The organism is Geoanaerobacter pelophilus (assembly GCF_018476885.1).
Taxonomy (GTDB): Bacteria; Desulfobacterota; Desulfuromonadia; order Geobacterales; family DSM-12255; genus Geoanaerobacter; species Geoanaerobacter pelophilus.
In genome coordinates this window covers 134,451-157,703 of sequence record NZ_JAHCVJ010000006.1, presented here as the reverse complement: position 1 = coordinate 157,703, position 23,253 = coordinate 134,451, and the positions used below count along the sequence as shown (strand labels likewise).

23 protein-coding genes and 2 riboswitches are annotated in these 23,253 nt (G+C 56.3%); of the genes, 6 read left to right on the top strand and 17 right to left on the bottom strand.

Annotated features, from left to right (window positions below; translation table 11 throughout):
- Positions 1–14 precede the first annotated feature (14 nt).
- Both KI809_RS14825 and KI809_RS14820 read left to right on the top strand, forming a co-directional pair.
- Complete coding sequence (locus tag KI809_RS14825) at positions 15–1,382, top strand: replication-associated recombination protein A (protein WP_214172362.1); 1,368 nt, start codon at positions 15–17, stop codon at positions 1,380–1,382.
- A gap of 73 nt (positions 1,383–1,455) precedes the next feature.
- A riboswitch (cyclic di-GMP riboswitch) is annotated at positions 1,456–1,532 on the top strand.
- A 115-nt stretch (positions 1,533–1,647) separates the two neighbouring features.
- A riboswitch (cyclic di-GMP riboswitch) is annotated at positions 1,648–1,724 on the top strand.
- Between the two features lie 60 nt (positions 1,725–1,784).
- Complete coding sequence (locus KI809_RS14820; protein ID WP_214172361.1) at positions 1,785–2,375, top strand: cytochrome c3 family protein; 591 nt, start codon at positions 1,785–1,787, stop codon at positions 2,373–2,375.
- A 66-nt stretch (positions 2,376–2,441) separates the two neighbouring features.
- Here the strand turns inward: KI809_RS14820 and KI809_RS14815 are convergent, their stop codons facing one another.
- On the bottom strand, positions 2,442–4,622 hold the full coding sequence (locus KI809_RS14815) for a putative bifunctional diguanylate cyclase/phosphodiesterase (protein ID WP_214172360.1): 2,181 nt from the start codon (positions 4,620–4,622) through the stop codon (positions 2,442–2,444).
- Positions 4,619–5,452 (bottom strand): PstS family phosphate ABC transporter substrate-binding protein, encoded by an 834-nt coding sequence (locus KI809_RS14810; RefSeq protein ID WP_214172359.1) that lies wholly within the window; start codon positions 5,450–5,452, stop codon positions 4,619–4,621. Before KI809_RS14810 ends, KI809_RS14815 begins: the two co-directional genes overlap by 4 nt.
- A 133-nt stretch (positions 5,453–5,585) precedes the next feature.
- Between KI809_RS14810 and pfkA the strand changes: the two genes are divergently transcribed.
- Positions 5,586–6,545, top strand: a complete 960-nt coding sequence (gene pfkA / locus KI809_RS14805; protein WP_214172358.1) for a 6-phosphofructokinase — start codon at positions 5,586–5,588, stop codon at positions 6,543–6,545.
- 190 nt (positions 6,546–6,735) lie between these two features.
- Here pfkA and KI809_RS20780 read toward each other — a convergent pair whose 3' ends face one another.
- Entirely contained in the window at positions 6,736–6,861 is a 126-nt protein-coding gene (locus KI809_RS20780) for a site-specific integrase (RefSeq protein WP_281416918.1), read from the bottom strand.
- A gap of 148 nt (positions 6,862–7,009) precedes the next feature.
- On the opposite strand from KI809_RS20780, the gene KI809_RS21040 reads away from it, so the two are divergent.
- The 3 genes from KI809_RS21040 to KI809_RS14790 all read left to right on the top strand — a co-directional run bounded on the left by KI809_RS21040 (position 7,010) and on the right by KI809_RS14790 (position 8,771).
- Entirely contained in the window at positions 7,010–7,765 is a 756-nt protein-coding gene (locus KI809_RS21040) for a macro domain-containing protein (RefSeq protein ID WP_214172357.1), read from the top strand.
- Between the two features lie 55 nt (positions 7,766–7,820).
- Entirely contained in the window at positions 7,821–8,141 is a 321-nt protein-coding gene (locus tag KI809_RS14795; protein ID WP_214172356.1) for a hypothetical protein, read from the top strand.
- A gap of 207 nt (positions 8,142–8,348) precedes the next feature.
- Positions 8,349–8,771, top strand: coding sequence for a hypothetical protein (locus KI809_RS14790; RefSeq protein WP_214172355.1), 423 nt, complete (start codon positions 8,349–8,351; stop codon positions 8,769–8,771).
- A gap of 62 nt (positions 8,772–8,833) precedes the next feature.
- On the opposite strand, the gene KI809_RS14785 is transcribed toward KI809_RS14790, so the two are convergent.
- The 14 genes from KI809_RS14785 to waaC (KI809_RS14720) form a co-directional block, all read right to left on the bottom strand.
- Positions 8,834–9,445, bottom strand: a complete 612-nt coding sequence (locus tag KI809_RS14785; RefSeq protein ID WP_214172354.1) for a transglutaminase-like domain-containing protein — start codon at positions 9,443–9,445, stop codon at positions 8,834–8,836.
- A 100-nt stretch (positions 9,446–9,545) separates the two neighbouring features.
- Positions 9,546–10,181 (bottom strand): HAD family hydrolase, encoded by a 636-nt coding sequence (locus tag KI809_RS14780; RefSeq protein WP_337833324.1) that lies wholly within the window; start codon positions 10,179–10,181, stop codon positions 9,546–9,548.
- Positions 10,178–10,474 (bottom strand): HNH endonuclease, encoded by a 297-nt coding sequence (locus tag KI809_RS14775; RefSeq protein WP_214172353.1) that lies wholly within the window; start codon positions 10,472–10,474, stop codon positions 10,178–10,180. The genes KI809_RS14780 and KI809_RS14775 overlap by 4 nt, the downstream gene beginning before the upstream one ends.
- A 35-nt stretch (positions 10,475–10,509) precedes the next feature.
- Positions 10,510–11,337, bottom strand: a complete 828-nt coding sequence (lpxC, locus tag KI809_RS14770; protein ID WP_214172352.1) for a UDP-3-O-acyl-N-acetylglucosamine deacetylase — start codon at positions 11,335–11,337, stop codon at positions 10,510–10,512.
- A gap of 70 nt (positions 11,338–11,407) precedes the next feature.
- Positions 11,408–11,998, bottom strand: a complete 591-nt coding sequence (locus KI809_RS14765) for a hypothetical protein (protein WP_214172351.1) — start codon at positions 11,996–11,998, stop codon at positions 11,408–11,410.
- Between the two features lie 57 nt (positions 11,999–12,055).
- Positions 12,056–12,397, bottom strand: coding sequence for a P-II family nitrogen regulator (locus KI809_RS14760; protein ID WP_214172350.1), 342 nt, complete (start codon positions 12,395–12,397; stop codon positions 12,056–12,058).
- A 26-nt stretch (positions 12,398–12,423) separates the two neighbouring features.
- Positions 12,424–15,528 carry an efflux RND transporter permease subunit gene (locus KI809_RS14755; protein ID WP_214172349.1) on the bottom strand — a complete coding sequence of 1,035 codons (3,105 nt, stop codon included), beginning with the start codon at positions 15,526–15,528 and terminating at the stop codon, positions 12,424–12,426.
- Between the two features lie 61 nt (positions 15,529–15,589).
- Positions 15,590–16,867: an efflux RND transporter periplasmic adaptor subunit gene (locus KI809_RS14750; protein WP_214172348.1), complete on the bottom strand. Its 1,278-nt coding sequence runs from the start codon at positions 16,865–16,867 to the stop codon at positions 15,590–15,592.
- A complete protein-coding gene (locus KI809_RS14745; RefSeq protein ID WP_337833323.1) occupies positions 16,864–18,123 on the bottom strand; it encodes a TolC family protein in 1,260 nt (419 codons plus the stop codon). Before KI809_RS14745 ends, KI809_RS14750 begins: the two co-directional genes overlap by 4 nt.
- A 170-nt stretch (positions 18,124–18,293) precedes the next feature.
- Positions 18,294–18,650, bottom strand: coding sequence for a hypothetical protein (locus KI809_RS14740; RefSeq protein WP_214172346.1), 357 nt, complete (start codon positions 18,648–18,650; stop codon positions 18,294–18,296).
- Between the two features lie 80 nt (positions 18,651–18,730).
- Entirely contained in the window at positions 18,731–20,200 is a 1,470-nt protein-coding gene (rfaE1, locus tag KI809_RS14735) for a D-glycero-beta-D-manno-heptose-7-phosphate kinase (RefSeq protein WP_214172345.1), read from the bottom strand.
- The gene (locus KI809_RS14730; RefSeq protein WP_214172344.1) at positions 20,193–21,152 is read right to left on the bottom strand and encodes a GSU2086 family protein; all 960 of its coding nucleotides are present in this window, start codon (positions 21,150–21,152) and stop codon (positions 20,193–20,195) included. The genes rfaE1 and KI809_RS14730 overlap by 8 nt, the downstream gene beginning before the upstream one ends.
- Positions 21,149–22,168, bottom strand: coding sequence for a lipopolysaccharide heptosyltransferase I (gene waaC, locus KI809_RS14725; RefSeq protein WP_214172343.1), 1,020 nt, complete (start codon positions 22,166–22,168; stop codon positions 21,149–21,151). Before waaC (KI809_RS14725) ends, KI809_RS14730 begins: the two co-directional genes overlap by 4 nt.
- Complete coding sequence (waaC, locus tag KI809_RS14720) at positions 22,168–23,232, bottom strand: lipopolysaccharide heptosyltransferase I (protein WP_214172342.1); 1,065 nt, start codon at positions 23,230–23,232, stop codon at positions 22,168–22,170. Before waaC (KI809_RS14720) ends, waaC (KI809_RS14725) begins: the two co-directional genes overlap by 1 nt.
- Positions 23,233–23,253 lie beyond the last annotated feature (21 nt).

Below are 23,253 nucleotides of genomic sequence, written 5' to 3'. Positions count from 1 at the left end.
ATGGTGTTTTCTGAATGGATCTCTTCTCCTCTGCCGCTGACAATAACGCTAGCAGGAATGCCCCGCTTGCCGAGCGGATGCGACCGCGCGCCCTTGACGAATACGTAGGACAGGAGCACCTGCTGGGGCCAGGTAAGATGCTCAGGAGCCTGATCGAATCGGATCAGGTGCCGTCGCTGATCCTCTGGGGGCCTCCGGGGTCAGGCAAGACCACCCTGGCCCGGGTCATTGCCAATGCCACCAGCGCCCACTTCATCTTTTTTTCAGCGATCCTCACCGGGGTCAAGGAGATCCGCGAGGTTCTCAAGGAAGCCGAAGATGAGCTGAAGTACCATGCAAAACGCACCATCCTCTTCGTCGACGAGATCCACCGCTTCAACAAGGCCCAGCAGGATGCCTTCCTGCCCTATGTCGAGCGGGGTATCTTCACCATCATCGGCGCCACCACCGAGAACCCGTCATTTGAGGTTATCGCCCCGCTGCTATCGCGCTGCAAGGTCCTGGTCCTGAATCCGCTGAACGAAAGCGAGATTGCGACAATTCTCCGGCAAGCTCTGACAGACCTGGAACGGGGCCTTGGCTCGTCCGGTGTTGCCGCTGACGACAATGCCCTGGCCTTCATTGCCGAACAGTCGGGCGGCGATGCCCGCATTGCCCTGAATACCCTGGAAACCGCTGCCAGGCTGGCAAAGAACGGCCAGGTAACGCTGGAAACCGCCCGTGAGGCCCTGCAAAAGAAGGCCCTGCTCTACGACAAGGGGGGAGAAGAGCACTACAACGTCATCTCCGCGTTCATCAAGTCAATGCGCGGCAGTGACCCGGATGCCGCCCTTTATTGGCTGGCGCGGATGATCGAGGCTGGCGAGGATCCGTTGTTCATTCTGCGGCGCATGGTGATCCTTGCCAGCGAGGATATAGGCAATGCGGATCCGCGCGCTCTTCAGATCGCCATGTCCAGCGTGCAGGCCTTCCAGCTGGTCGGCATGCCAGAAGGCCGGATCATCCTCGGTCAGGCAGTCACCTACCTGGCAACAGCGCCGAAGTCGAATGCCTCGTATCTCGGTATAGACGCGGCCCTGGCAGAGGTAAGGCGCAGCGGGGCACTGCCGGTGCCGTTTCATATCAGAAACGCACCGACCAAACTGATGAAAGAGCTGGGGTATCACCAGGGATACCAGTACGCCCACGACTTTCAGGAAGGGTATGCCTTTCAGGAGCACCTGCCGGACCAGCTGCGCGGGAGGAAGTTCTACGAGCCTACCGAAAGGGGCTACGAGAAGAGCATCAAGGAACGGATGGCGTGGCTGAAGAGCCTCGGGAAACGTGCCGCCGATGAAGATTCTGCTGCTACACCAAACTCCCCGTCAACACTGAAGGAATAAAGTTCTTGCTTGACATCGCGAAGATTACAGTTTAATGAGAAGCATACTTCGCAAGCGCTGACGCTCAAGCAGATATCGATACTACTCAACCATCCGCGAGGATGGGGCGGAAAGCCCATAGGGTCTCACCGAGACAGCCGGGTTGCCGAAATATCACTTTCGGCAACCCGGCTTTTTTTATTGCATCAGAAGGGGGGTGATAATCAGTAACAGGAATAGAATAAGATTTTGTTGAGCAGCGAGAGAAAAGTCACTTTCACCTGATAGACGATAATACTCAACCATCCGCGAGGATGGGGCGGAAAGCCTACTGGGTCTCACCGAGACAGCCGGGTTGCCGAAATATCACAGCTTTGGCCCCGGCTGTCTGTATTTCAGCACCGGGGCCACGGAGGTCTATTCATGGTGAACATCATCGGAATCAAAGTTCGCTTGAAAAAATTAACGCTGGCGGCAGGAATGGCAACACTCCTTTTGGCAAGGGGCATGGATTGTCCCGCCGCCACGACAGAAGGAATCAAGCCAGGGTGTGATTATCAGGTCTACCTGGATGACCCGGCGGAAAAGACGGAATACCTTGCCATGAAGCAAGAAATGGAGCTTATTGCCCGGATCAGGATGGATAATCTTGCGAAAGGCGAAAGCATCTGGACATTCGGCTCATCGGAAAACACCAGAGAGCTCGACGAAAATTCCAAGGAGTGCATATCCTGCCATGAACAAAAGGGGCGCAATGCGGCCGATGACATTAAGGACAAGAATCATCCGGGGATGGCGGCCATTTCCGTAACCCACGCCATAGGGACTGATTACATCTACGCCAGCTCAAAACTCCCGAGCCTGCGCAAGCCGGATGCCCTCCCGCCCAGCATGACCTTGGTCAACGGCAGAATTGCCTGCATAACCTGCCATAACCCGCTGAACGCTGAACGCTTTAACCTGGCAGTTGCGGATACCAACCCTTCCCTCTGCTTCGGGTGTCACATCATGTGACGATACAGCAAAGGCTCTCGTTTCACGAGAGCCTTTGCTTTTTACTGAATCGTTTGCTCGTGTAGATCATAGCGACTTCAATAGCTCCAGCAGTTTCTCCTCAGACAGCGGCCGGTAAAAATGGAACCCCTGAATCTCGTCGCAGTTACGGGCCTGGAGAAAGGCAACCTGCTCCGGCGTTTCCACCCCTTCGGCAATGATATAAAGGTTGAGGCTCATGGCAAGGGCAATGATCGCCTCGACGATTGCCTTGTCATCAGGGGTTTCACAGACATCCTTGATGAACGAACGGTCAATTTTAACCCTGTCGATCGGGAAATTCTTCAGATAGGTCAGCGACGAATACCCTGAGCCGAAGTCATCCAGGGCGATCCCCACTTCCAGTTCCTTGAGCCGGAAAAGGCTCTTAACCGTGGCATCGGCATGTTCCATCAGAGAGGTTTCGGTAAGCTCAAGCTCCAGCAGCCTGGGGTCCACCCCTGTTTCCCCAATGATCTTGGCCACATCATCCACGAAATTGGCTTGCCTGAACTGCATGCCAGAGACATTCACCGAGACCCGCAACGGCGGCACCCCTGAGTCAGCCCACTGCTTCATCTTGCGGCAGACGGTCCTGAGCACCCAATCGCCAAGGGTTACAATCAAATTGGTCTCTTCGGCTAGCGGGATAAAGGAATCCGGCATGATTCTGCCCTGCTCCGGATGATTCCATCTCACCAGGGCCTCCGCGGCAACCACCTTGCAGGTGCGGGCCGTAACGATCGGCTGGAATTCCACAAAAAACTCGTCCCGCTCCAGCGCTGCCCGCAGGCTCGTTTCCAGTTCCATCCGTTCATGGGCCTTGACGTTCATCTCCTGGGAGAAGAAGTTATACATGTTCCGGCCCCGCTCCTTTGCCGCATACATCGCCATATCGGCAGAGCTGAGAAGCGCCTGACCATCGAGGCCGTCAGTAGGAAATATGGCAATGCCGATACTGATCGAGGTGCTGACCTGCCTGGTGCCGAGATCGAACGGCAGAGCTGCCTGTTCAAGCAGATGCTGGGCAACATGGGCAGCGTTCAGCTCTTCTCCCATGTAGGAGAGGAGAATAACGAACTCGTCGCCACCCAGCCGGGCAATAGTGTCACTGCTCCTCAGGCAGTCGCGGAGCCGCAGCGATACCTGGACCAGAAGCAGATCGCCATAGGCGTGCCCCAGGGTATCGTTGATGAACTTGAACCGGTCCAGGTCGATGAACATCAGGGCAACCTTGCCCCCTTCCCTGGTGGCGCGGGCCAGTGCTTGGTCAAGGCGGTCCTGCAGCAGCTGACGGTTGGGCAGCCCGGTCAGAATATCGTAATAGGCAAGCCGCTTGATCTGCTCTTCAGATCGCTTCTTGTCGGTAACATCTTCGATCAGCGTGGCAAAGGCCCCCGGGCTCGGAAAAAAGATCGCAATACTGAGAACCCGTGAGATCGACTCCATGGGATATTCGAACGAGATGGTTCCCGAGCTCTTGGCTGCCGACAGAATATCCGGCAGATGATCTTTAATCGCGGCGCCGAAGACCTTGGCGCCGTCACTGCCGACTGTGCTGTTCCTGTCGATATTCAGGATCAGTTCCGCGGCGGCATTCATGTCGATGACGGTAAATGTCGCTTCCCCACCAGGACCGGTTGCAATCCGGTGCAAGGCAACCCCTTCGTTCATTGACTCGTAAAGCGAGCGGTATCGCGCCTCGCTCTCTTCCATCGAGGCGTAGGCCTTTCTGACAGCGCGGAGCGGGATGGTCCTCAGGGCAATGAAGACAATAATGCTCAGGGCGATGGAAGCAAAGGCAAGCATCACAGTTTGCGACAAGATCGGATAGAGGGATCGGCAGATTTCAACCCTGGCCACAACCCTGCCGGCATCATAAATATTATGGCTCTTGGCAACCACCGGCGGGGTCAGACGGTCCGCGCTCTCGGCAACGATGGTGCCGCTAGTATCGATGATGCGGCGCTGCTCAGGAATGTTGCCCAACGGCCGCCGCTCCAGCATCTCGATGAGCCGGATCTGCTCGAACTGCCACATGTTGGGGCTGTCATGGACAATACTGTTGATATTCCGGGAAGAGAGATCAGCCTGGGCGTCGAGGCTCCCCATAAGGAACTGATAGGATATGGTAAAATGGCCCAGGGGGATGACAATGGCGACAAATGCCGCAAAAATGCCCGCAATGATCGAGGTGACCCGAACGATGGAGCGGGCATCGCCTTTCATTTGGCCGCCTGAGTTTGGGCAGTCAAGAGTACTCCTGATTTTTCCGCGATCCCACGCCCTTTGGCAGAGTAGACAAAGTCGAGAAACCTTGTTGCCGCCAGAGGGCTCTTCGCTGTTGTCACAAAGCGTATCTCCTTGGCAGCAGGGTAACTGCCGTCGCTCAGGTTCCGGGTGCTGGCCTTGACCCCGTTCAACGCAAGCGGGTTCAGTTTCGGCTTTAAAACCAGCAGGGTGCAGAGCGATGTCGCCCCCACGGCGCCGGGGGTCTTTGCCACGGTCTCGATGAGATCAGGATCGGTAATGGCGACCTTCATCCCGTGCCTCTTCATGGCCACTGTTACCGCAGCATCGACAGCCGGCGCAAGCCCCCTGATTATTTTTGTGTCGATATCCCCCTCGGGCCTAAGCACCAGGCGCAACGGCTTGCCGTCAGGCCAGCTAAGCATCTTCCCCTCATAGATCTCTTTCAGCTCCTGCAGGGTGAAGTTGTCTTTTTTGACATCCATATTGGTTACAAACAGCAGGGGCGTTCTGCCGTATTCCCTGGCAATGGCACCCTGCTGGGTCTCTTCCGGTTTCAGGTTTTTGCTGCTGACCACGATATCCAGCACGCCGGCCAGGAGCGCCTTGACTGCCCCCGAGCTCCCCAGCGGCTTTTCCATGATGATCGTCACTCCGGGATTGGCCTTCCGGTAGGCGCTAATCATCGGCCTCAGCATATCCAGAGCACTTCCTGAGCCATTGATCCGAATGGTGTCGGCAGCTTCAACAGTCTGCAAGCCCCCCAAAAGCACCACCACAGCCACTATCAACCGTATGTTCCCCAGCATCTCCCCTCCTTTATTCAGAATACTCTCATAACAGATAATGTATCGGCATGCCACCATCAAAATTAAGATGTTGCATTCGCACTGGTTGCCGGTAAACTCCTCAACATATTGTCATAGTTTTCAGGGGGAAAGTATGAAAAAAATCGGGATACTGACCAGCGGTGGCGACTGTTCCGGGATGAATGCCTGCATCAGGAGCGCAGTGCGCACCGCCATCCGGATGAATATCGAGATTGTCGGATTTCGCAAAGGATATCTTGGCCTCATGAAAGGGGACTGCATCCCGCTTGACACCAAGGCGGTTTCCGGCATCCTGCATCGTGGTGGCACCTTTCTCCAATCGGCACGCTCACAGGAATTCAAGACGCCCGAAGGACGGCAGTTGGCCATGGATAACTTAAAGGCCCTGGGGATCGAAGGGCTGGTAATACTGGGCGGCGACGGATCACTTACCGGCGCCCTGGAGCTGAGCAAAATGGGACTCCCGGTGGTCGGCATTCCGGCGAGCATCGACAACGATATCCCGTTTACCGACATGGCCCTGGGCGTTGATACCGCCCTCAACAATATCCTCTACGCCGTTGACTGCATCAAGGACACTGCCAGCTCGCACGCTCGGGCCTTTGTCATCGAAGTCATGGGGCGCCACTCAGGCTACCTGGCAAGCATTGCCGCCATAGCAACCGGGGCCGAGTTTGCGCTGGTCCCGGAACGAGAGGTCGATCTTTCGGAAATCTGCCAGCAACTCCGCGTCAGATATGAAGAAGGGCGCGACAACGCCATAATCATCCTGGCAGAGGGTGCAGGCAAGGCCCAGGACATTGCCGACGCCGTAAAGGATGCCATCGGCTTTGAAACGCGGGTAACGGTTCTGGGCCATTATCAGCGCGGTGGAGCACCGACGGTCTTCGACCGGCTGCTGGCCAGCAGGTTCGGCAAAAAGGCGGTAGAACTGCTCGTAGCAGGCCAAAACGGCATGATGGTCGGGCTTTCCTGCAACACAGTGCTGGCAGTGCCGATAGAGGATGTGATCAAGGGGGAAAAACGACCCCAGGATGAAATGCTGCGGCTGGCCGAGGTGTTGGGGATATAGGCAGTGATGATGCTTCAGAAATCCAGCGGGCTTTTGCCTCCGTGATGGTCCGAACCGGTACGCAGTGGGTGTAGATCATGGTGATCTTCAGGCTTGAGTGTCCGAGCTTGGTCTGGATGGAGCGGTCATCCAGAAACACCCCTTCATAGCCCTCGGCCAGCTCCTTGGCATGAACAGCCACTCGCTTAATCTACTTCTGCAACTCCTCCACGATCGACTCCGGCAGTGGCACAGTCCGGTCTTTCGTCTCCTTGCCATGCACTATCAGCACCCCGGCATCGAAGTTGAAATCCCTTACCCTGCGCCGCAGACACAATTATTCTACCGTATACTTGTTATACCCAGTTGTTATACCCAGATAAGGTATGGAAATCTTAGCAGCAAGGTGTCACAGACTAGTCTCTACCATGAAGATACACCGGGCCAAAATACTGCCCGGTGATCTCCCGACCCGTTGAAAGGTGATGAAAATATCAATGGAATTGATTGTGGTGACAGGCGATTTATTGGATCAAAAGGTAGAAGCAATAATTAATCCATGGAACCGCAATCTCATTCCTTGGTGGCTTCTTATACCGAAAGGTGTCTCAGGTGCAATAAAGAGAAGAGCCGGTTTCGGGCCATTCATTGAACTTAGGCGAGCCGGGACTCTCGCTCTAGGCGCTTCTGTCGTTACCTCTGCAGGGCGACTGCCATTCAAAGCGATTATCCACGTGGCAGGTATAGGTCATAATTGGTGTTCATCAGAGAAGTCAATTCGATCTTCAGTAAAATCCGCTCTTGACGATGCCAGAAGTCGAGGTTTTGCGTCCGTGGCACTACCTCTGATCGGTGCCGGCACCGGTGGTGGATCTGAGGAAAGCGTTCAGAAACTGATAGAAGACGAGTGCCGTCACTCGAATTATGGTGGGAAAATCGTGATTGTTCGCTACAAGCCATTGCCATGGGCAAGCGGTGACTGTTATTGCAGTTTGTGGGAGAGTGCCCCGGATACTCTCGAAAAAAAGGGGATTCCCAAAGGGTATTGTGGATTATGCGATGTGTGCGGAGCGCCTGGCCATCTGCGGCATTTCCCCGGGTCGGCACCATTCACAGGTGGGTGGTGCAAGAAACACTATTACCGTGCCATGTTTCTGCATCCAATGGGCACTATCGGAACACTTGTCTGGGTAGCAGGGATACTCGCCATCATAATTTTTGTCAAACGCCTCCTTGGCTAGTGCAACCTGTGGAATATAAAAGACCGCAACTGCAGAGAGAGGATGTGCCGAAATAATGACCGTAGAACAAGAAAGCACCCTGAGGACGCTGCTGGCGGCAATATCTGGCTTTTTTATCTGCCTGGCACTGCTGATTGCGGTGCTAAACATGTCGATCATGGCCGGAAACCGCAGGAAGCGGGGAGAATCCGGCGACAGGCCCGCCTCCTTCATTCCCATACTCTCGCTGCTATTTGCTGGGGCAGCATACTACACGGGCAAATCCGTCTTAGGCTTCTGGCCCCTGGCGGCAACACTGGCAGACCCTGCCACTTGGTCGATTATCTCCCTCCCTTTCTACCTTCTGTCCAAGGCGGTGCAGCGCAAGGAGGGTTGAAAAGAGGCTTGGGGATGTCTGCGAGAGTCATTCATATATTCACCCCAACTATCGGCAAGACCCGCCGAGGGCGGGTGAGCCTCATAACCGTTAGCATAATTTGAAGAAATCTTCGTTACTATCGAATCTTTTTAGCATCGCTTCAGGAACTTGGCTATGGAAGCTTGGAAGACTCAGAACAATCCTAGTAAACAAAAGATGCTCTCAATGGTGTGCGCGGCAGTGGGGATGATACTCGCGATCGGCTGCCATGGATTCGAAGGTATTGGCAGCAACACCGGTGCTGGGTTTCTTTTGGGCTTGCTCCTCCTGCTCATTGGGGTTGCCAGTCTCTTGACAAGCGGCAAACAGACCGTGACCGTTGACCCCGAAAAGCGCTCCATCACCATTGAAGACACCAACCGCTTCAGCACGAAGAAGCAGACTATCCCCTTTAGCGACATAGTCGGCGTCGGCATAGGGTATCTCGGCAAAAAGTCCAATTTCGTGACCTGGTACTACCTGGTGCTTAAGCTCAGAAGCGGTAAGGATTATCCGCTATTCCCTCCGGGACGTTTTTTCGAAGGAGGATCGGACAGAGCTACTGTGGAGAGTTGGAAACAGCGGCTTGAGCGGTATCTCAGCAATTAGGCGTTTCTGCAACTGCCGAAGGGGATACAAGAAAGATGCGAGGTTATGAGCCTGGAGTGTTTTTACGGCACTGCCGGGTGGCCGAAACCTTTCAACATGTTCAGCCGGGATACGATGGCAAACGACTTGTCGTTGAAGGCAAAACCCTCGCGGCGGATGAAGGTGCGGGTATAGAGAAGATCCTTGAACTGATCGAACATGAACAGCCCCAGCAGGTTGGAAGCATCCTGCTGGATACAGACCCCTCCCAGCTCGGTCTCGACCCAGGCATGGTCGATGATGGCATTCGGATCATCCACCTCGCCGGTAACCACCCGGACCGATTTAGCCGGAATCCCCATGGCACGATACAGTGAACAGAGCAGCACCGCCTTGCCGATACAACTGGCCCGCCCTTCGGACAGGATCTCCCCGGCGGAGGTGACCGGCAGCGAAGGGTCATTGGCGATCCGGTCGCGCACATACGAGAAGGCGTTTTCCGGGGTCTTTAGTTGGGCCGCAAGCTTCCGGACCCGCTTGTCTTTCGGGGTAATCAACACTGTCAGGGACTTGGGGGGATCGACGATCATGTTATGGAAGGAAACATCCGAGGGTTTACTGCGCCGGTCAGCAGCATAAAAGCCGCAACAGAAGGCAAGCGCGATTGCACACAGCACTATCAAGACTCTTTGCATAACCCCTCCCAGCAGAGATTTCCGGTTTGACCGGGAATCTGTCGGGATTATAAGGTTCTAAGGCTTTTAATTCAACAGTAAACAGAGTTAATTAATTATTTTAAAGAAGCTGCAGAATGTCACGGTGGTTATTGATGCGGGCAAAAGCCTGATGGTCGGCCTTGTAGGCGATAAAGGGCACTTGTGCGGCTCTGGCCGCGAGCTGGTCCACCTCGGAATCACCGACAAACAGCGCCTCAGACGGAGCAATGCCATAATGGTCAAGCACCTTGAGTAACGGCTCCGGGTGGGGCTTGGGATTGGCAACCTTGCTGGCTGTCATGACACAGCCGAAATATCGGGCAAGGCCGAACGACTCCAGTACCATGTCCATCGAGGTGGAGCGGTTGGTACAGACTGCAAGCTCAACCCTGCCACTGAGGCTATCGAGGGTCTCGCGGAAACCGTCTTCCATGATCATGAACGGCACCAGCTCCAGGTAATCGATCGACGCTGCCGCAGCAACTGCGGCCTGGAACCCGGCCGGCTCCGGGAAAAAATAGGCGAGCACCTCCCGGTTGGCATAGGTGTGCAACACCCGCATATGCTCTTCATCTGCGGTATCCAGCGGCTGACGCCCCATGATTTCCATGATCCGCTGGTAAAAACGGAGGTTGGCGTCGAAAGAGTCGAACATGACGCCGTCACAGTCGTAAATAACCGCCTTGCAGGATTTTGTTTTTGCGCTACCGTTCACTTCTCATCCTTGACACTGTTCAGATATTCCTCCCACTCCATCGGCAGCAGGTACTTCTTCCGGCTGTTGCACTCTTTGCAGGCAGGCACCAGGTTGCCACGGCTGCTCAGCCCTCCACGCGTAATGGGCACCACGTGGTCCATGGTAAGCTCCTCTTTGGGGAAGCTCCCACCGCACCAGTGACAGACCCCCTTGGCAACGATATTCTGCCACCAGCGGCTTTTCCGCAGCTCTCGGGCCTTGTCCTTTTCCCGGCGGATCTGCTGTTCAGTCACTTCAATGGTAAAAGACAAAGTAATGCCACCGTTTTATTAAGCAGTGAATAGGTTCAATAAATTGCGTAGTTGTCCGGAGAAGAGAAGATTTCGCGGAGTAGCAGGTTGTTCAGGTAATGGCCGGTCTTGAACGCCTCGACCTTGCCGAGAAGCCGATAACCGCTGGTGTAGAGATCGCCGATGCAGTCCAGTATCTTGTGGTTGACCAGTTCCTTTTTGTAGCGCAGACCATCGGGATTTACGATGCTGTCCTCGCCAATGGCCACGGCATTGTCAAGGGATGCCCCCTTTGCCAGACCGGCTCTCTGGATCGCCTCAAGCTCTTCTAAAAAGCCAAAGGTGCGCGAGTTTATGATGGAAAAGGCGTTCTCGACATCGGTCACCCGCTTCTTCTGCTTGCCGACAGGCTCCCTGAAATCAATGGACATCGTTATATCCAGGGTATTGAGCGGCTTGACCCGAATCCAGGCGTCGTTATTGCGCGCCTCCACCGGCTTGAGCACCTTGAGATAAACCCCGGAATCCGGGAATTCATAGACCCCGGCCCGCCACATTTCATGGTAGAACTCCCAGGCCGAGCCATCGAGAATCGGGATCTCCGGGCCATCGATGTACACCAGACAGTTGGTAACACCTGCGAAATAAAAGGCAGCCATCAGATGCTCGATGGTGGAGATAGAAGCGTTTTCGCTGGCAATCTGGGTGGAGAGCCGAGTATCAGCCACATGATCGTAGCGCGCCGGAATCATGCAGCCGTTAGCAATAAAAGCTATCCCGGCCTCGCGTCGCGGCAGGAACTCAAGGGTGACATTTCTGCCGCTGTGCAGGCCGATTCCGGTGATCTTAAAGATCCTGTTGATTGTTGTCTGGCGCTTTATCATGATGCTTGTTTATGGCACAGAAGCAGCGGCGCGTCAAGGTGCCGACTACATGATTTTACCGGCAATTCTCTCAGAGCGGCACTCCATTGATGGTAACCTTTACTCCCTTGATACCTTCATGGAAGTCGGCGACCGGCACGGTCGAGCTCCGCTGGGAACCTGATCGTGAATTATAAACCGGCTCAATTCTCACACTGTTGATAGTCTTTTCATCGAGCACAATCTCCCTGGCCACGGCAATCCCATCATCTGGCAAACTGACGATAAGCTGATGCTTACCGCTCGCCAGCCGCAGCTTCTGCCGAAAATTGTATCTGACGCCAACCCCGGCCTCAGGATCGCTGGAGCCAGCAGAAAGGTTCTCTTCCTTCAGCTCCCCCGATATGAGGAGCGGCTGGCCGTCAATATTGATCAACAGCTTGTAGTCGGGTGTGCCGTGGGAATGCTGCTGGTTGATGGGGCAGTCAAACTCCCGGTGGGTCTTCAGGCTCGCCGAGATGTTCAAGTCCGACTGGCCTGCCTGAATAGGGACAGTATCGCCGTTGCTGCTAAAGACATTGCTCCTGCTGCTGACGGCAGCCTGTTTGCTGAGACTTGCCGCACACCCGCCAAGGTATGCGCTGATGAGGATAATGGCACAGATTAACGTTACCCTTTTCATTATTCTTGCTCCTTTTGCTTGCTGTTTTACAGGCATCTGAATTTTGCAGGCGAGACGCTAAAGAGCATCTCGCCCCCGCTCATTGGTTCTGATCTTTATTATGTCATCAATCGTCGAGACGAATATTTTCCCGTCACCGGTATTGCCGGTATGGGCGTATTTCTGGATGACATTGACAACAGCATCAACCATCGCGTCATCGACCACGACTTCCAGTTGAATCCGCGGAATGAATTCCACCATCTCATACATGACTTTGTCTTTTGCACCCTTGGCCCTGCTTTTGCCGAAGCCCCTGATTTCCGACACGGTCACTCCCGGCAGGCCGGCAATGCTCTGCAGTTCTTCGGTTACCTCCAGTAATTTGGCCGGCCGTATTATTGCCTTGATCTCTTTCATATCTCCCCCTTGATCAATTAAGGCTGCTACATCTCTGCTTCAGGCTCTCTCTTTTCAAACCAGCTGTACACCGACGGAATGATCAGCAGCGTAAGCAGGGTTGAAGTCACCAAACCACCGACAACAACAGTTGCCAGCGGCTTCTGGATTTCAGACCCGGCTCCACCGGCAAGCAGCATCGGGATCAGACTGAAGATTGCGATCGATGCGGTCATCATTACCGGACGCAAGCGGTCCAGGCTCCCTTTCCTGATCGCCTCCTGCAGTTCAAGCCCTTCGTCGCGCAGCTGCGAGATCCGCGACACCAATACCAGCCCGTTCAGCACGGCAACGCCGAACAGGACCACAAACCCGACCGATGCCGGAACCGAGAGGTATTGCCCGGAGATGAAGAGCGCAAAGACCCCACCGATCAGGGCAAACGGCAGGTTGGAAATGACCAGCAGCGCCAGCCGGATCGACCTGAAGGTGACATAGAGCAATAACAGGATCATCCCGATGGCCACCGGCCCAATGATCATCAGCTTGTTCATGGCCCGCTGCTGATTCTCAAACTGGCCGCCCCAGGTGAGATAATAACCTGGCGGCAGTTTGACCTGTTCCTTGATCTTCTGCCTGGCCTCAGCGACGAAACTGCCGATATCCCGGCCGGTAATGTTCATCTCGATGCCGATCCTTCTCACGCCATCCTGACGGCTGATCTGGGCCGGCCCCTCGATCATCTTCACCTCTGCCAGCTGTTCGAGCGGCACGTTGATTCCGGTTTTTGTGGTGATCATCAGGTTTTTGATCGCCTCCAGGGAATTCCTTTTCTCTTCCGGCAACCGGACCGAGATATCAAAACTCCGGTTTTCCTCAAACAGCTGTGATGCCGCTTTACCGGCAACGGCGATTTCGATCACCTTCTGGACATCGCTGATATTGAGGCCATAGCGGGCAATTCGCGACCGGTCGATGTTGACAGTCAGGTATGGTTGTCCGGTGACTTTTTCCGCATTAAGATCGGTCCCGCCCTTGACCGTGGACAGCACCCTGGCAATCTCGGCCGATTTTTCACTGAGGACACCGATATCCTCACCAAACAGCTTGAGGATCAGCTGGGCCCGGGTACCGGCAACCAGTTCATCGATCCGGCATTGGATCGGCTGGCTGAAACCGAAGGTGATCCCGGCAACCGATTCCAGGGACTTGCGCATCTCATTGGTCAGCTCTTCTTTCGAGATGTCCCGTTTCCATTCGCTCTTCGGCTTGAAGATCCCCACATAGCCGGTCTTGTCCGACCCCCTGGTATCCAGGGCGACCCCGGTCTGCCCGGTCCGCCCCACGATAGTATCCAGTTCCGGAAACTGCTTGAGCCTGGCAGCGGCCATCTGGTTTACCTCCATGGCCTTTGCCAGGGAAACGCCGGGAAGCATGGCAACATCCATGTCGAATGAGCCTTCATCCATGATCGGGATGAATTCCGTTCCCAGCCGCGTTACCAGAAAGAGCGAGGCAACCAGGAGAATACCGGCAACACTCAGCACCACACCCTTGGTGTTCATGGCATATTCGAGCAGAGGCAGATAGAGCCTGCTGGCATGCTTCATGATGAAGCTCTCTTTTTCCGGGTGCGGTTTCAGAAACATGATGCAGAGCACCGGGATGACGAATACCGACAGGAATAGCGAGGCCAGCAGCGCGATCGCCACGGTTATGGCCAGCGGGGAGAACATCTTCCCTTCGATCCCCTCCAGGGAAAGGATCGGGATAAAGGTCAGGGCGATGATCAGCTCGCCGAAGATACTCGGTTTTCTGACCTCCATGACTGCTTTCAGCACGGTCAGTAATTTGGGGTGCCGTCCCCCCTCCTCGCTCAAATGGCGCTGGACGTTTTCCACCTGGATGATGGTCGTGTCGATGATCATGCCGATGGAGATGGCCAGGCCGCCCAGGGACATCAGGTTTGCGGTTATGCCGACCAGCTTCATGACGATAAAGGTCGCGAGCAGCGACAGAGGCAAGGCGATGAGCACTACAATGCTTCCCCGGAAGCTGTTCAGCAGGAGATAGAGGATGATCAGCACCAGGATGGAGCCTTCGAGCAACGCCTTGTTGACCGTGGCAACGCTCGCTCTTACAATGTCGCTCCGGTCGTAATAGGGAACGAGCTTGATCCCCTCGGGCAGGACATTGTTTTCATTCATCTCCTTCACTTTAGCCGCAACCCGGGCTACGACGTCGCGGCTGTTCTCGCCGCGCAGCATCATGACAATGCCGCCGACACACTCATCCTTGCCATCCTTCATGGCCGCACCCATCCGCACGGCCTCGCCGACCTTCACCTGGGCCACGTCCCGGATAAAGGTCGGAGTGCCGCCGGCAGATTTCAGTACAATATTTTCAATGTCGCTGACATCCTTGATCAGCCCGACCCCGCGGACGATGTACTGGTCAGTGCCCCGTTCCAGCAGGTTGCCGCCGACGTTCTCGTTGTTGCTACCGATGGCGGTGTAGACGTCATCCACGGTAACGGCATATTTCAGCAGTTTTTCCGGGGACACCAGCACCTGATACTGCTTGAAATAGCCGCCAAAGGAGTTGATCTCATTGACCCCGGCAACGCTCTTCAACTGCGGGGTGACGATCCACTCCTGAATGGTGCGCAGGTTGGTGAGGTAGGCCAGCTTTTGTTGCGGATCTTGCGGCATCTTGCCTTCGAGCGTGTATTGGTAGATCTCCCCCATGGCAGTGCCGATCGGCCCCATGGCGACTTCGACCCCCTTGGGAACCTTCTCCCGCGCCTCTGCCAAACGCTCGAACACCAGTTGCCGCGCAAAATAAATATCGACGTCATCCTTGAAAACAATGGTGACAATCGACAGGCCGAACTTGGTGACCGACCGCATCTGTTCGATATCCGGCAGGCCGCGCATGGCCATCTCGATCGGATAGGTCACGTTGCGTTCGATCTCTAAGGCGGACAGACCATCGGCGTGGCTAACGACTTCAACCTGGATGTTGGTGACATCCGGAAAGGCATCTATCGGCAGCCGTAGATAGGAATACAATCCGAATACGATAATCAGCAGCGACAGGAATATGATCATCCCTTTCTGCCGTAAGGTATAGGCAATCAGTTTTTCTAGCATCTGTGCCTCGCTTCAGTTCGGAAATAAGAAAACAGCGGGAATGGCGCAATGGCATCTGTCGTCATTTTTTCTCACTCCCGCAGGTATCACCGACAACTTCACCCTTCTTCAGTTCCGATTTAAGAATGAACGCTCCCTTGACCGCATAGCGCTCTCCCTCCTGCAGGCCGGAAACAATCTCCACCATGCCGCTTGCCATCCGGCCCGGCTCAATCTGGCGTGCCGCAAACTCAGCGTCTCCTTCCGCGACAAAGACCACCTTCTTGCCATCCAGATCCTGCACGGCATCTTCGGGAACAGCCACCACCGGCGGCGCGTCAGCTGCCAGCGTCAGTTCCACGGTAGCGAACATCTCCGGTTTCAATTTGCGTCCCGGATTAGCAACCTCGACCCGTGCCTTGACCGTGCGGCTGGCCTCGTTGACCAGATCGGCAATGTAGGTGATGCGCCCTTTCAGTTTAAGATCGGGAAAGGCGCCGACCCTGACGGTTGCCGCCTGGCCGCGATGCACCTTGGCCAGATCTTTTTCGTTGATATCAACCATGACCCAGACCGAGGTGAGATCAGCCACGGTATAGAGGCTCTTGGAGGGATCGGCAAGCTCGCCGACAATGGCGTGTTTTTCGGTGATGATGCCGCCGATGGGTGACCGGACCGGCAGGAGCGGCTTTTTGCGGCCTTCTCCCTTCAGGTCAGAACTGGCAACACCATAGAGGGACAACCGTTCTTCGTCGGTGTGCAGTTCGGTCTGGCTGGTTTTGTAATCGGTTTCCGCCTGGAGGATGTCCTTGCGGGCCGCAATTTTTTTCTCCACCAGATTCTTGATCCGGTCCATGTTGGACTGAGCCAGGGCAAGCTTGGTCTTTGACTGGTGGTAACGGTTGAGCGCTTCCCCCAGCTCGACGCTATCCAGGGTCGCCAGTGCCTGCCCGGCTGAAACGGCGTCGCCCAACGATGACTTGACGCTGACGACTTTGCCGCTGATGCGCGGCGAGACATGGGCGATCCGGTCGGCATTGGCCTCCACCTTGCCGGTAACGCTGATGACGCCTGCCAGCCTCTGTTTTTTTGCCGGAACGACCACCACGCCGTTCTGCTTCTGCACCTCGGCAGTCATCTTGATGCACCCCGCCTCGCCATGCTCGGCGTGGCCTTCATGCCCCTCCTTCTCGCCTTTATGCTCCCCGGCTGCTTCATGGCCGCCCTTTTCTTCCTTGTGGCCGGCCTCCTTATGTTCCGCATGCACTTCGTTGCCAGAAGACTGAAGATTGCGATAATAAAGGCCACCGCCAATGGCTACAGCCAGGATAACTCCGATAATGATTCCCTTTTTTGTCACTGCACACCTCCGGTAAGATCGGTTGCCACTGCTGATTCAAGCTTTACCAGCGCTGTCTGCCGGTCATGCAGTGCAGTCAGGTAACTGTCGTTGACCTCGAAGAACAGCTTCTGTTCCTGAATGACGCTCAGAATGCCGAGTTCCCCGAGCCGATAGGCCTCCTGGGTCAGTTTCAGATTTTCCTCCAGCTGGGGGAGTATGTTGGACCGGTACAGCCCAAGGACTTTTTCGGTATTACGATAGCTGAGATAGGCGGTTGCCACATCCCGCTCAATACTGTTTACCGCAGCCGCCCAGCGGCTTGCAGCGCTGTTCTGCCTGGCCCGGGCCTCCTGGACCCCGGCCTGGTTCCGGTCGAACACCGGGATCGGGATCGACAGCTTCAGGCCGAGCGTATAGGCTGTGTCCTTCCCCTCGACGCCGCCGATCTCCATGGCTGTCGTGTCGCGTTTCAAAGCAATGCCAGCGGTCAGATTGGGGATAGACTCGGCATCGGCAAGGACAAGCTCTGCGTCGCCCCGGACTTTTTCTGCAGCCAAGGCCTTGAGATCAGGCCGCTTGCCCTGCGCCAGCTGTTTCAGGTCAGCCAGCTCTCCAGTTACCTGGGTTTTATTGTCCAGGTTCCCGGCAACGTGCCGCGATTCGCCGCGGGGCAACCCCATGAGGGTCCAGAGTCTCGATTGGCGCTGCTGCAGAGACTTTTCGACATCGATTTTGGCCCCTTCACTCCGGGCCAGCTCGACTTTAACCAGGTTCAGTTCCAATTCCGGAATGTCACCGGCCAGCAACCGCTCGTTCGTCACCTCAAGCAGCTGACGATTGAGCGCAATAAAGCGGTCTGCCAGTGTCAGACGCTGTTCAGCAAGAACGACGTCATAGAATGCCGTCTTCACTTCTTCGGCCAGCACGCGCTCCCGATCGGCCAGTTGCCAGCGATAGCTCTCCATCTCCTGTTCGGCGATAGCGCGCCGCTTGTCACGCTTCCCCGCCAGGAGTAACTCCTGGGAAAAACCGATTGACAGGCTATTTTCGGCACTGCTGCCGGTCAAAGCACCGGTAGCGGCATCCAATTCAAGGGTCGGATTCGGCAGGAGCCCGGCCCTGATTTTAGCGGCATCACGGCTCCCTTTTTCTGCACGGAGCGCGTTGAGCTCACCATTATTCTGCAACGCATAGTCAACCAATTGCGGCAATGCCAGTGGCTGCGACTCTCCCCACACCGGAGCGGAGCAAAGCAGACCCAGAATTCCAGGCACAAGGAGCAGGGCTCCTCTAGTAAGAACAGTTGTTCCCAAAGTGATAACCTCCCATTTTTGAATTAATGTAGTGCGTGTCAGCAGTTGCTTGTCAAATGCAGATCAGTGGTCCTATGACAACGAACGGACCACTCCCCGAGGCTCAAGACGTGGCTATGCCTTGGCTCAGGTTAGGCGAGACTTTCAGGCGGAACGAATTTGGGGATGAATACTTCGGGAAAAACCGATGACGGCTCATTGCCGGAGAGGGTTGTTACCAGGGGTGAGTAGTGCAGATAAACCACAGTAGAAACAACGGACCTATTGCAGGAACAACCGCAACAGTCGTCGCAATGACCGTCGTCGGAATGGCCGTCGTGATCCGGGTTACACGGGGTGCTGCTGCAGGGGGCTTTGCTGATTTTTGCGCAGGAGCTGCCCGCTTCAAGCGAACAGTGAGCATCGGGATGCACGTCGGAACAGAGCCCGCCGACCACAGAAGCGATCAGAGAGACAATTACCAGGATTGCGATGACAGCTCTGTTCATGAATTGCGTAGTGACCCTTTGATCCGGATGGAAATTACCTTGTAACCATACTAGAGAGTCTAATGAACTGTCAACGTTCATTATTCGCCATAGCGCTCGACAATCTTCTCAATAATCCCTGAGGTAGACCTGCCGTCAACGAACTCGACCAGTTCTACCCTGCCGCCCCACGACTCCACCTGCTCGTGGCCGACCACGCCCTCACGGGTATAATCGCCCCCCTTGACCAGGATATTCGGCCGGACCGCTTCTATCAGGTGCAACGGGGTGTCATCGTCGAAAATCACCACATAATCGACACAGTCCAGGGCTGCCAGGAGATGCGCCCGTTCGTCCTGGTTGATCAGGGGGCGTTTCTCCCCTTTCAGCCGTCTGACAGAAGCATCGCTGTTCAGCCCCAGCACCAGCAGGTCTCCCAACGACCGCGCCTTCTGCAGGTATTTGACATGACCGAAATGGATCAGGTCAAAGCAGCCGTTGGTAAAGACAATCCGCTGCCCCCGCGCCCGGGCTTCATCGGTGATCCGGCGCATGACATCGAGATGCTTGATCTTGGAGTCGCTGTCAAGATGCCCCCGGCCGACCTCGGCAATGATCTCCGCAGGGGTGACCGTTGATGTCCCGACCTTGGCAACGGCAATACCGGCGGCCACATTGGCCAGTCTGGCTGACTCACTGAACGGCATCCCTCCGGCAAGCGCCAGCCCCAGCACCGCCAGCACCGTATCGCCGGCGCCGGTGACGTCAAAAACCTCGCGGGCCACGGTCGGGATATGCTCGATCTCGCCATCGCCCATGAACAGCGACATCCCCTGCTCGCTCCTGGTTATCAGCAGCGCATCAAGGGCTGCACCGTCGAGGAGTTGCTTGGCAGCCAGGCCCAGAGATGCCTCATCGCTGATGGCAATGCCGGTGGCAGCCTCGGCCTCTTTCCTGTTAGGAGTAAGAATGGTAACGCCGCTGTAACGGCCATAGTCAGTGCCCTTGGGGTCAACCACCACCGGGATTCCGGCGCCCCTGCCGAATTCCACGATTGCCGCAAGAACTCCGGAGGTAAGCACCCCCTTCAGGTAATCGGAAACGAGAATGACCCGGCACCCTGTGGCGGCACTGCGGATATATTCCACCAGACGCCGTTCGCTCTCGGCGCTGATCGCGCCCCGTGTCTCCCGGTCGATCCTGACGATCTGCTGGTTGGATGCCAGCACCCGGGTCTTCTTGCTGGTCTTGCGCGCCGGATCGACGAAAACCCCGGCAGTATCGACCCCGCGGGAGGTAAACGCCTCCAGCAGCATCTGGCCGTTCTCATCGTCGCCGATGATGCTGCACGCCGTAACCCGGCATCCCAGGGCAACCAGGTTGTTGACGACGTTGCCTGCCCCGCCGAGCCGTAATTCCTCGCGTTTTATATCCACCACCTGTACCGGCGCCTCCGGGGAAATGCGGTCCGCCTTGCCCCAGAGGTATTCGTCCAGCATCAGATCACCAACCACCAGGGCCCGAATCTCCCCGGCGCCGGCAAATAATGATTCAACCGCTCTTCTATCCATGGCAACTCCCTATCCGATCGAGGACACCGGCTGCCAGCAGCGGCAGCATGATCTCGTGATGCCCGGTAATGGTATACCCCATGCTCTTGCCGGCCGTGGGGCGCTTCACCACGTTCTGCAGTGGCCGGTAATGCTGCTGCATGTCCATGTTGACCGTGGTGAAGTTATCCACGTGGTGTCCCAGGTTCTGGGCGATGGAAAGTGCCTTGAGGAATACCTCCGGCAGCAGCACGGCGCTCCCCACGTTGAGATAGACGCCACCGTCACCAAGCTCTGAGACTATCGAGGTCAGCAGCCGGAAGTCACGAAAGCTCGCCTCACCGATAACAGCACCGTCAGCCGAGGCATGCTGGTGAATGATGTCGGTGCCGACGGCAACATGCACGGTCACCGGCACCCCGCGCTCCTCGCACAGGGACAGGAGGCTCCAGCCGCGATGCGGGTTGTTGTTGGCATTGATGAACCGGCCGACCGACTCGCCGTACCCTAACCCCAGCGCAACGCCCTCTTTCAGAGCGCCGTTGATATCGCGCCCGGTCTCCTCGGCCATGCCGAACAGCCCGGCATGGAGCACCGCGCCGACATCCTCGCTGGTCTCGCCAATGAGCGAGATCTCGTAATCATGGATCGATCCGGCGCCGTTCAGGGCAAAGGCGGTGATGACATCCGCCTCCACCAGGCTCTTCAGCACCGGCTGCAAGCCGCATTTGATAACATGGGCCCCCATCGCCATGATCACCGGCTTCCCCTTCTGCCTGGCTGACACAATGGCGTCAATGACCCCATTAAGTGCCTGCGAGCCCAACTGATCGGGCATGACTGACAGGAGCTCGGCCACGGTCATCCCCGGCCGTACCTCTCCGGACTTGTCCCGGCTCATGATCGTCTTGTTTTTCCGCTCAGAGAGCGGATATGTCTTGACCCCTGAAAGGTCGATAAGATTCGGTTTCATCTCTTCTCCTCGTAATATTTTCCAAGAAGCTCTTTGGCAACCCGCACAATGTCTGCCGGCGGGATGCTGCGAATGGAAAGGTCTGCCGGGTTTGGCCTGCCGTAATTGGCGGGACTGGCAGAGGTGATAACCCGGTTTCGCTCTGTGGCTACGATGCAATTAGATGGCGTGGCGCCGAACAGGGCGATTGACGGCACGTTCATCGCCCATGCCATGTGAGTTGGCCCGGTATCGCCGCCGATCACCAGATCGGCCAGTCCGATTGCCGCCTTGAGCCGGTTGATGGTCAACCGGGGAAGCAGCGATACGTTTGGCGCACGCTGCGCTATTGCCTGAGCTGTTGCCTCTTCCTGTTCGTTGCCGTGGCAGATGAGAACCTTGGCATCAAGCCCGGCTGCCACTTCGGCAAAGCCTTCAGCAGGGTAATTCTTGTAGCCGATGCTGGTCCCGGCCACCAGCAACAGATGGGGACCGGTGCCGGCAAAATAGCCGCTGACTGCCGCCCGGTCTTCAGCTCCGGCAAACAGGTATGGTGAGTGGTCCGCCAATTCTGTTTGGTTTAACTCGAAACCCAAGGCTGCGGCGGCCAGACCGGCATAGCGGGCAACACCGATCACATCCTTAGGGATTCGCACCCTTTGCCGGTAAACGGCTGTTGCCAACGGTTCTTTGGCAATGCTCGGGTGGAGACCGGAAACAGGTCCCCCCAGCAGCCGGGAGACTAAGGCTGACTTCAGCATGCCGTGCATATCAATGACAAGATCGAACGGGCCGAGGCCGCTGAGTTTTTGCAGCTCCGCCCGTAACCCGGCGATGGTCAAGCGCCCTTTCAGCCCTTTGAGCCCAAGCTTGACAACCCGCTGCAGGTCCGAGTTGCAATCAAGGATGTCGGCAAACTTCGCATCAGCGACCCAGGTGATCTCGGCATCGGGGAACCTGCGGCGAATCAGCTGGAGCGAGGCCATGCAGAAAACAATATCTCCCAGGGAAGAGAGGCGGACAATGGCAATTTTCATTACAACTGCCCGTCGTCGGTGGTCTTGTGAAGCAGTTTCCGCACCCCTTCGATCATGGTACCCACCGCAATGCTTGAACGGCACTCCTGGTCGTTATCACACTGCTTGTTAAGGCAATCGGTACAGGGCAAAGGCGACTGTACCGTAATATGCGACTCCCCCCGCGGCCCGGTACGTTTGCCGTCAGTAGCACGGTAGAGCGAGAGCGTCGGGGTGCCGACTGCCGCTGCCATATGAACCGGACCGCTGTCGCAACCGACCACCAGATCGACCTTGCGCATGACAGCGGCGAGTCGTTTCAACGACATGGCAGGGAGCACTCTGGACTGCCCCCCCACCCTCGCAGCAATGGTCTCAACCATGGCCCGTTCCGCATTTCCTGCCGACGACAACAGGATGGAACTGTCGGGAAATTCCGCCAGGATCCTTTGCCCTAGTTCAACCCAGCCATCCTCATGCCACAGCTTAGTGCCCCAGGTAGTCCCCGGATGGATCAGTACGGCAAAACCGTCACCAAGGGTGGCGAGATAAGCCTCGGCCTCACCCTCTTCCGCACTGCCGGTATGAATGTCTGTTGAGAGCTGCATCCCGGCGTAATCACGGCCAAAAGCAGTGGAGACGATACGCAGGCACCGGTCGGTGACGTGATAATCCTGCCGCCTGATATTCACCGACGATGTCATGAAATAACGGTTCAACGGTTCGCGGGCCTGGTCAGGCGCAACGCCCACCCGGCGGGGAGCCCCGGAAAGCCAGGCAACTATACCGCTCTTGGTGTTGGTCTGCAGATCGAACACGATGTCGTAGCCGCACGCCACTATCTCCTCGCGCAGCCGGGACGCCTCTTTCCAGGTCTGGCGGGACAAGGGCCGCTTCTTCCACTCCCTGGTCCTGATGAGATGGAGATGGGCAACCAGCGGGTTCCCCTCCAGCAGCTCCCGGAATCGCTCCTCGACAACCCAGCCGATCTCTATCCCGGGACGGACCTGGTGCAGATAATCCAGCACCGGCAGGGCATGGATCACGTCCCCCAGGGCGCTCATTTTTACGATCAATATACGCATATCAATAACTCTGCACTGCAC

What these genes read in the sequence shown, in the direction of transcription:
- KI809_RS14760 (WP_214172350.1), bottom strand. Translation starts at nt 12,397, where the DNA reads ATGAAAGAGATCAAGGCAATAATACGGCCGGCCAAATTACTGGAGGTA.
- KI809_RS14785 (WP_214172354.1), bottom strand. Translation starts at nt 9,445, where the DNA reads ATGCAAAGAGTCTTGATAGTGCTGTGTGCAATCGCGCTTGCCTTCTGT.
- KI809_RS14740 (WP_214172346.1), bottom strand. Translation starts at nt 18,650, where the DNA reads ATGAACAGAGCTGTCATCGCAATCCTGGTAATTGTCTCTCTGATCGCT.
- KI809_RS14765 (WP_214172351.1), bottom strand. Translation starts at nt 11,998, where the DNA reads ATGAAAAGGGTAACGTTAATCTGTGCCATTATCCTCATCAGCGCATAC.
- KI809_RS14755 (WP_214172349.1), bottom strand. Translation starts at nt 15,528, where the DNA reads ATGCTAGAAAAACTGATTGCCTATACCTTACGGCAGAAAGGGATGATC.
- KI809_RS14790 (WP_214172355.1), top strand. Translation starts at nt 8,349, where the DNA reads ATGGTGTGCGCGGCAGTGGGGATGATACTCGCGATCGGCTGCCATGGA.
- KI809_RS21040 (WP_214172357.1), top strand. Translation starts at nt 7,010, where the DNA reads ATGAAAATATCAATGGAATTGATTGTGGTGACAGGCGATTTATTGGAT.
- waaC (WP_214172342.1), bottom strand. Translation starts at nt 23,232, where the DNA reads ATGCGTATATTGATCGTAAAAATGAGCGCCCTGGGGGACGTGATCCAT.
- KI809_RS14820 (WP_214172361.1), top strand. Translation starts at nt 1,785, where the DNA reads ATGGTGAACATCATCGGAATCAAAGTTCGCTTGAAAAAATTAACGCTG.
- rfaE1 (WP_214172345.1), bottom strand. Translation starts at nt 20,200, where the DNA reads ATGGATAGAAGAGCGGTTGAATCATTATTTGCCGGCGCCGGGGAGATT.
- KI809_RS14730 (WP_214172344.1), bottom strand. Translation starts at nt 21,152, where the DNA reads ATGAAACCGAATCTTATCGACCTTTCAGGGGTCAAGACATATCCGCTC.
- KI809_RS14795 (WP_214172356.1), top strand. Translation starts at nt 7,821, where the DNA reads ATGACCGTAGAACAAGAAAGCACCCTGAGGACGCTGCTGGCGGCAATA.
- KI809_RS14825 (WP_214172362.1), top strand. Translation starts at nt 15, where the DNA reads ATGGATCTCTTCTCCTCTGCCGCTGACAATAACGCTAGCAGGAATGCC.
- KI809_RS14810 (WP_214172359.1), bottom strand. Translation starts at nt 5,452, where the DNA reads ATGCTGGGGAACATACGGTTGATAGTGGCTGTGGTGGTGCTTTTGGGG.
- lpxC (WP_214172352.1), bottom strand. Translation starts at nt 11,337, where the DNA reads ATGATAAAGCGCCAGACAACAATCAACAGGATCTTTAAGATCACCGGA.
- waaC (WP_214172343.1), bottom strand. Translation starts at nt 22,168, where the DNA reads ATGAAAATTGCCATTGTCCGCCTCTCTTCCCTGGGAGATATTGTTTTC.
- pfkA (WP_214172358.1), top strand. Translation starts at nt 5,586, where the DNA reads ATGAAAAAAATCGGGATACTGACCAGCGGTGGCGACTGTTCCGGGATG.
- KI809_RS14815 (WP_214172360.1), bottom strand. Translation starts at nt 4,622, where the DNA reads ATGAAAGGCGATGCCCGCTCCATCGTTCGGGTCACCTCGATCATTGCG.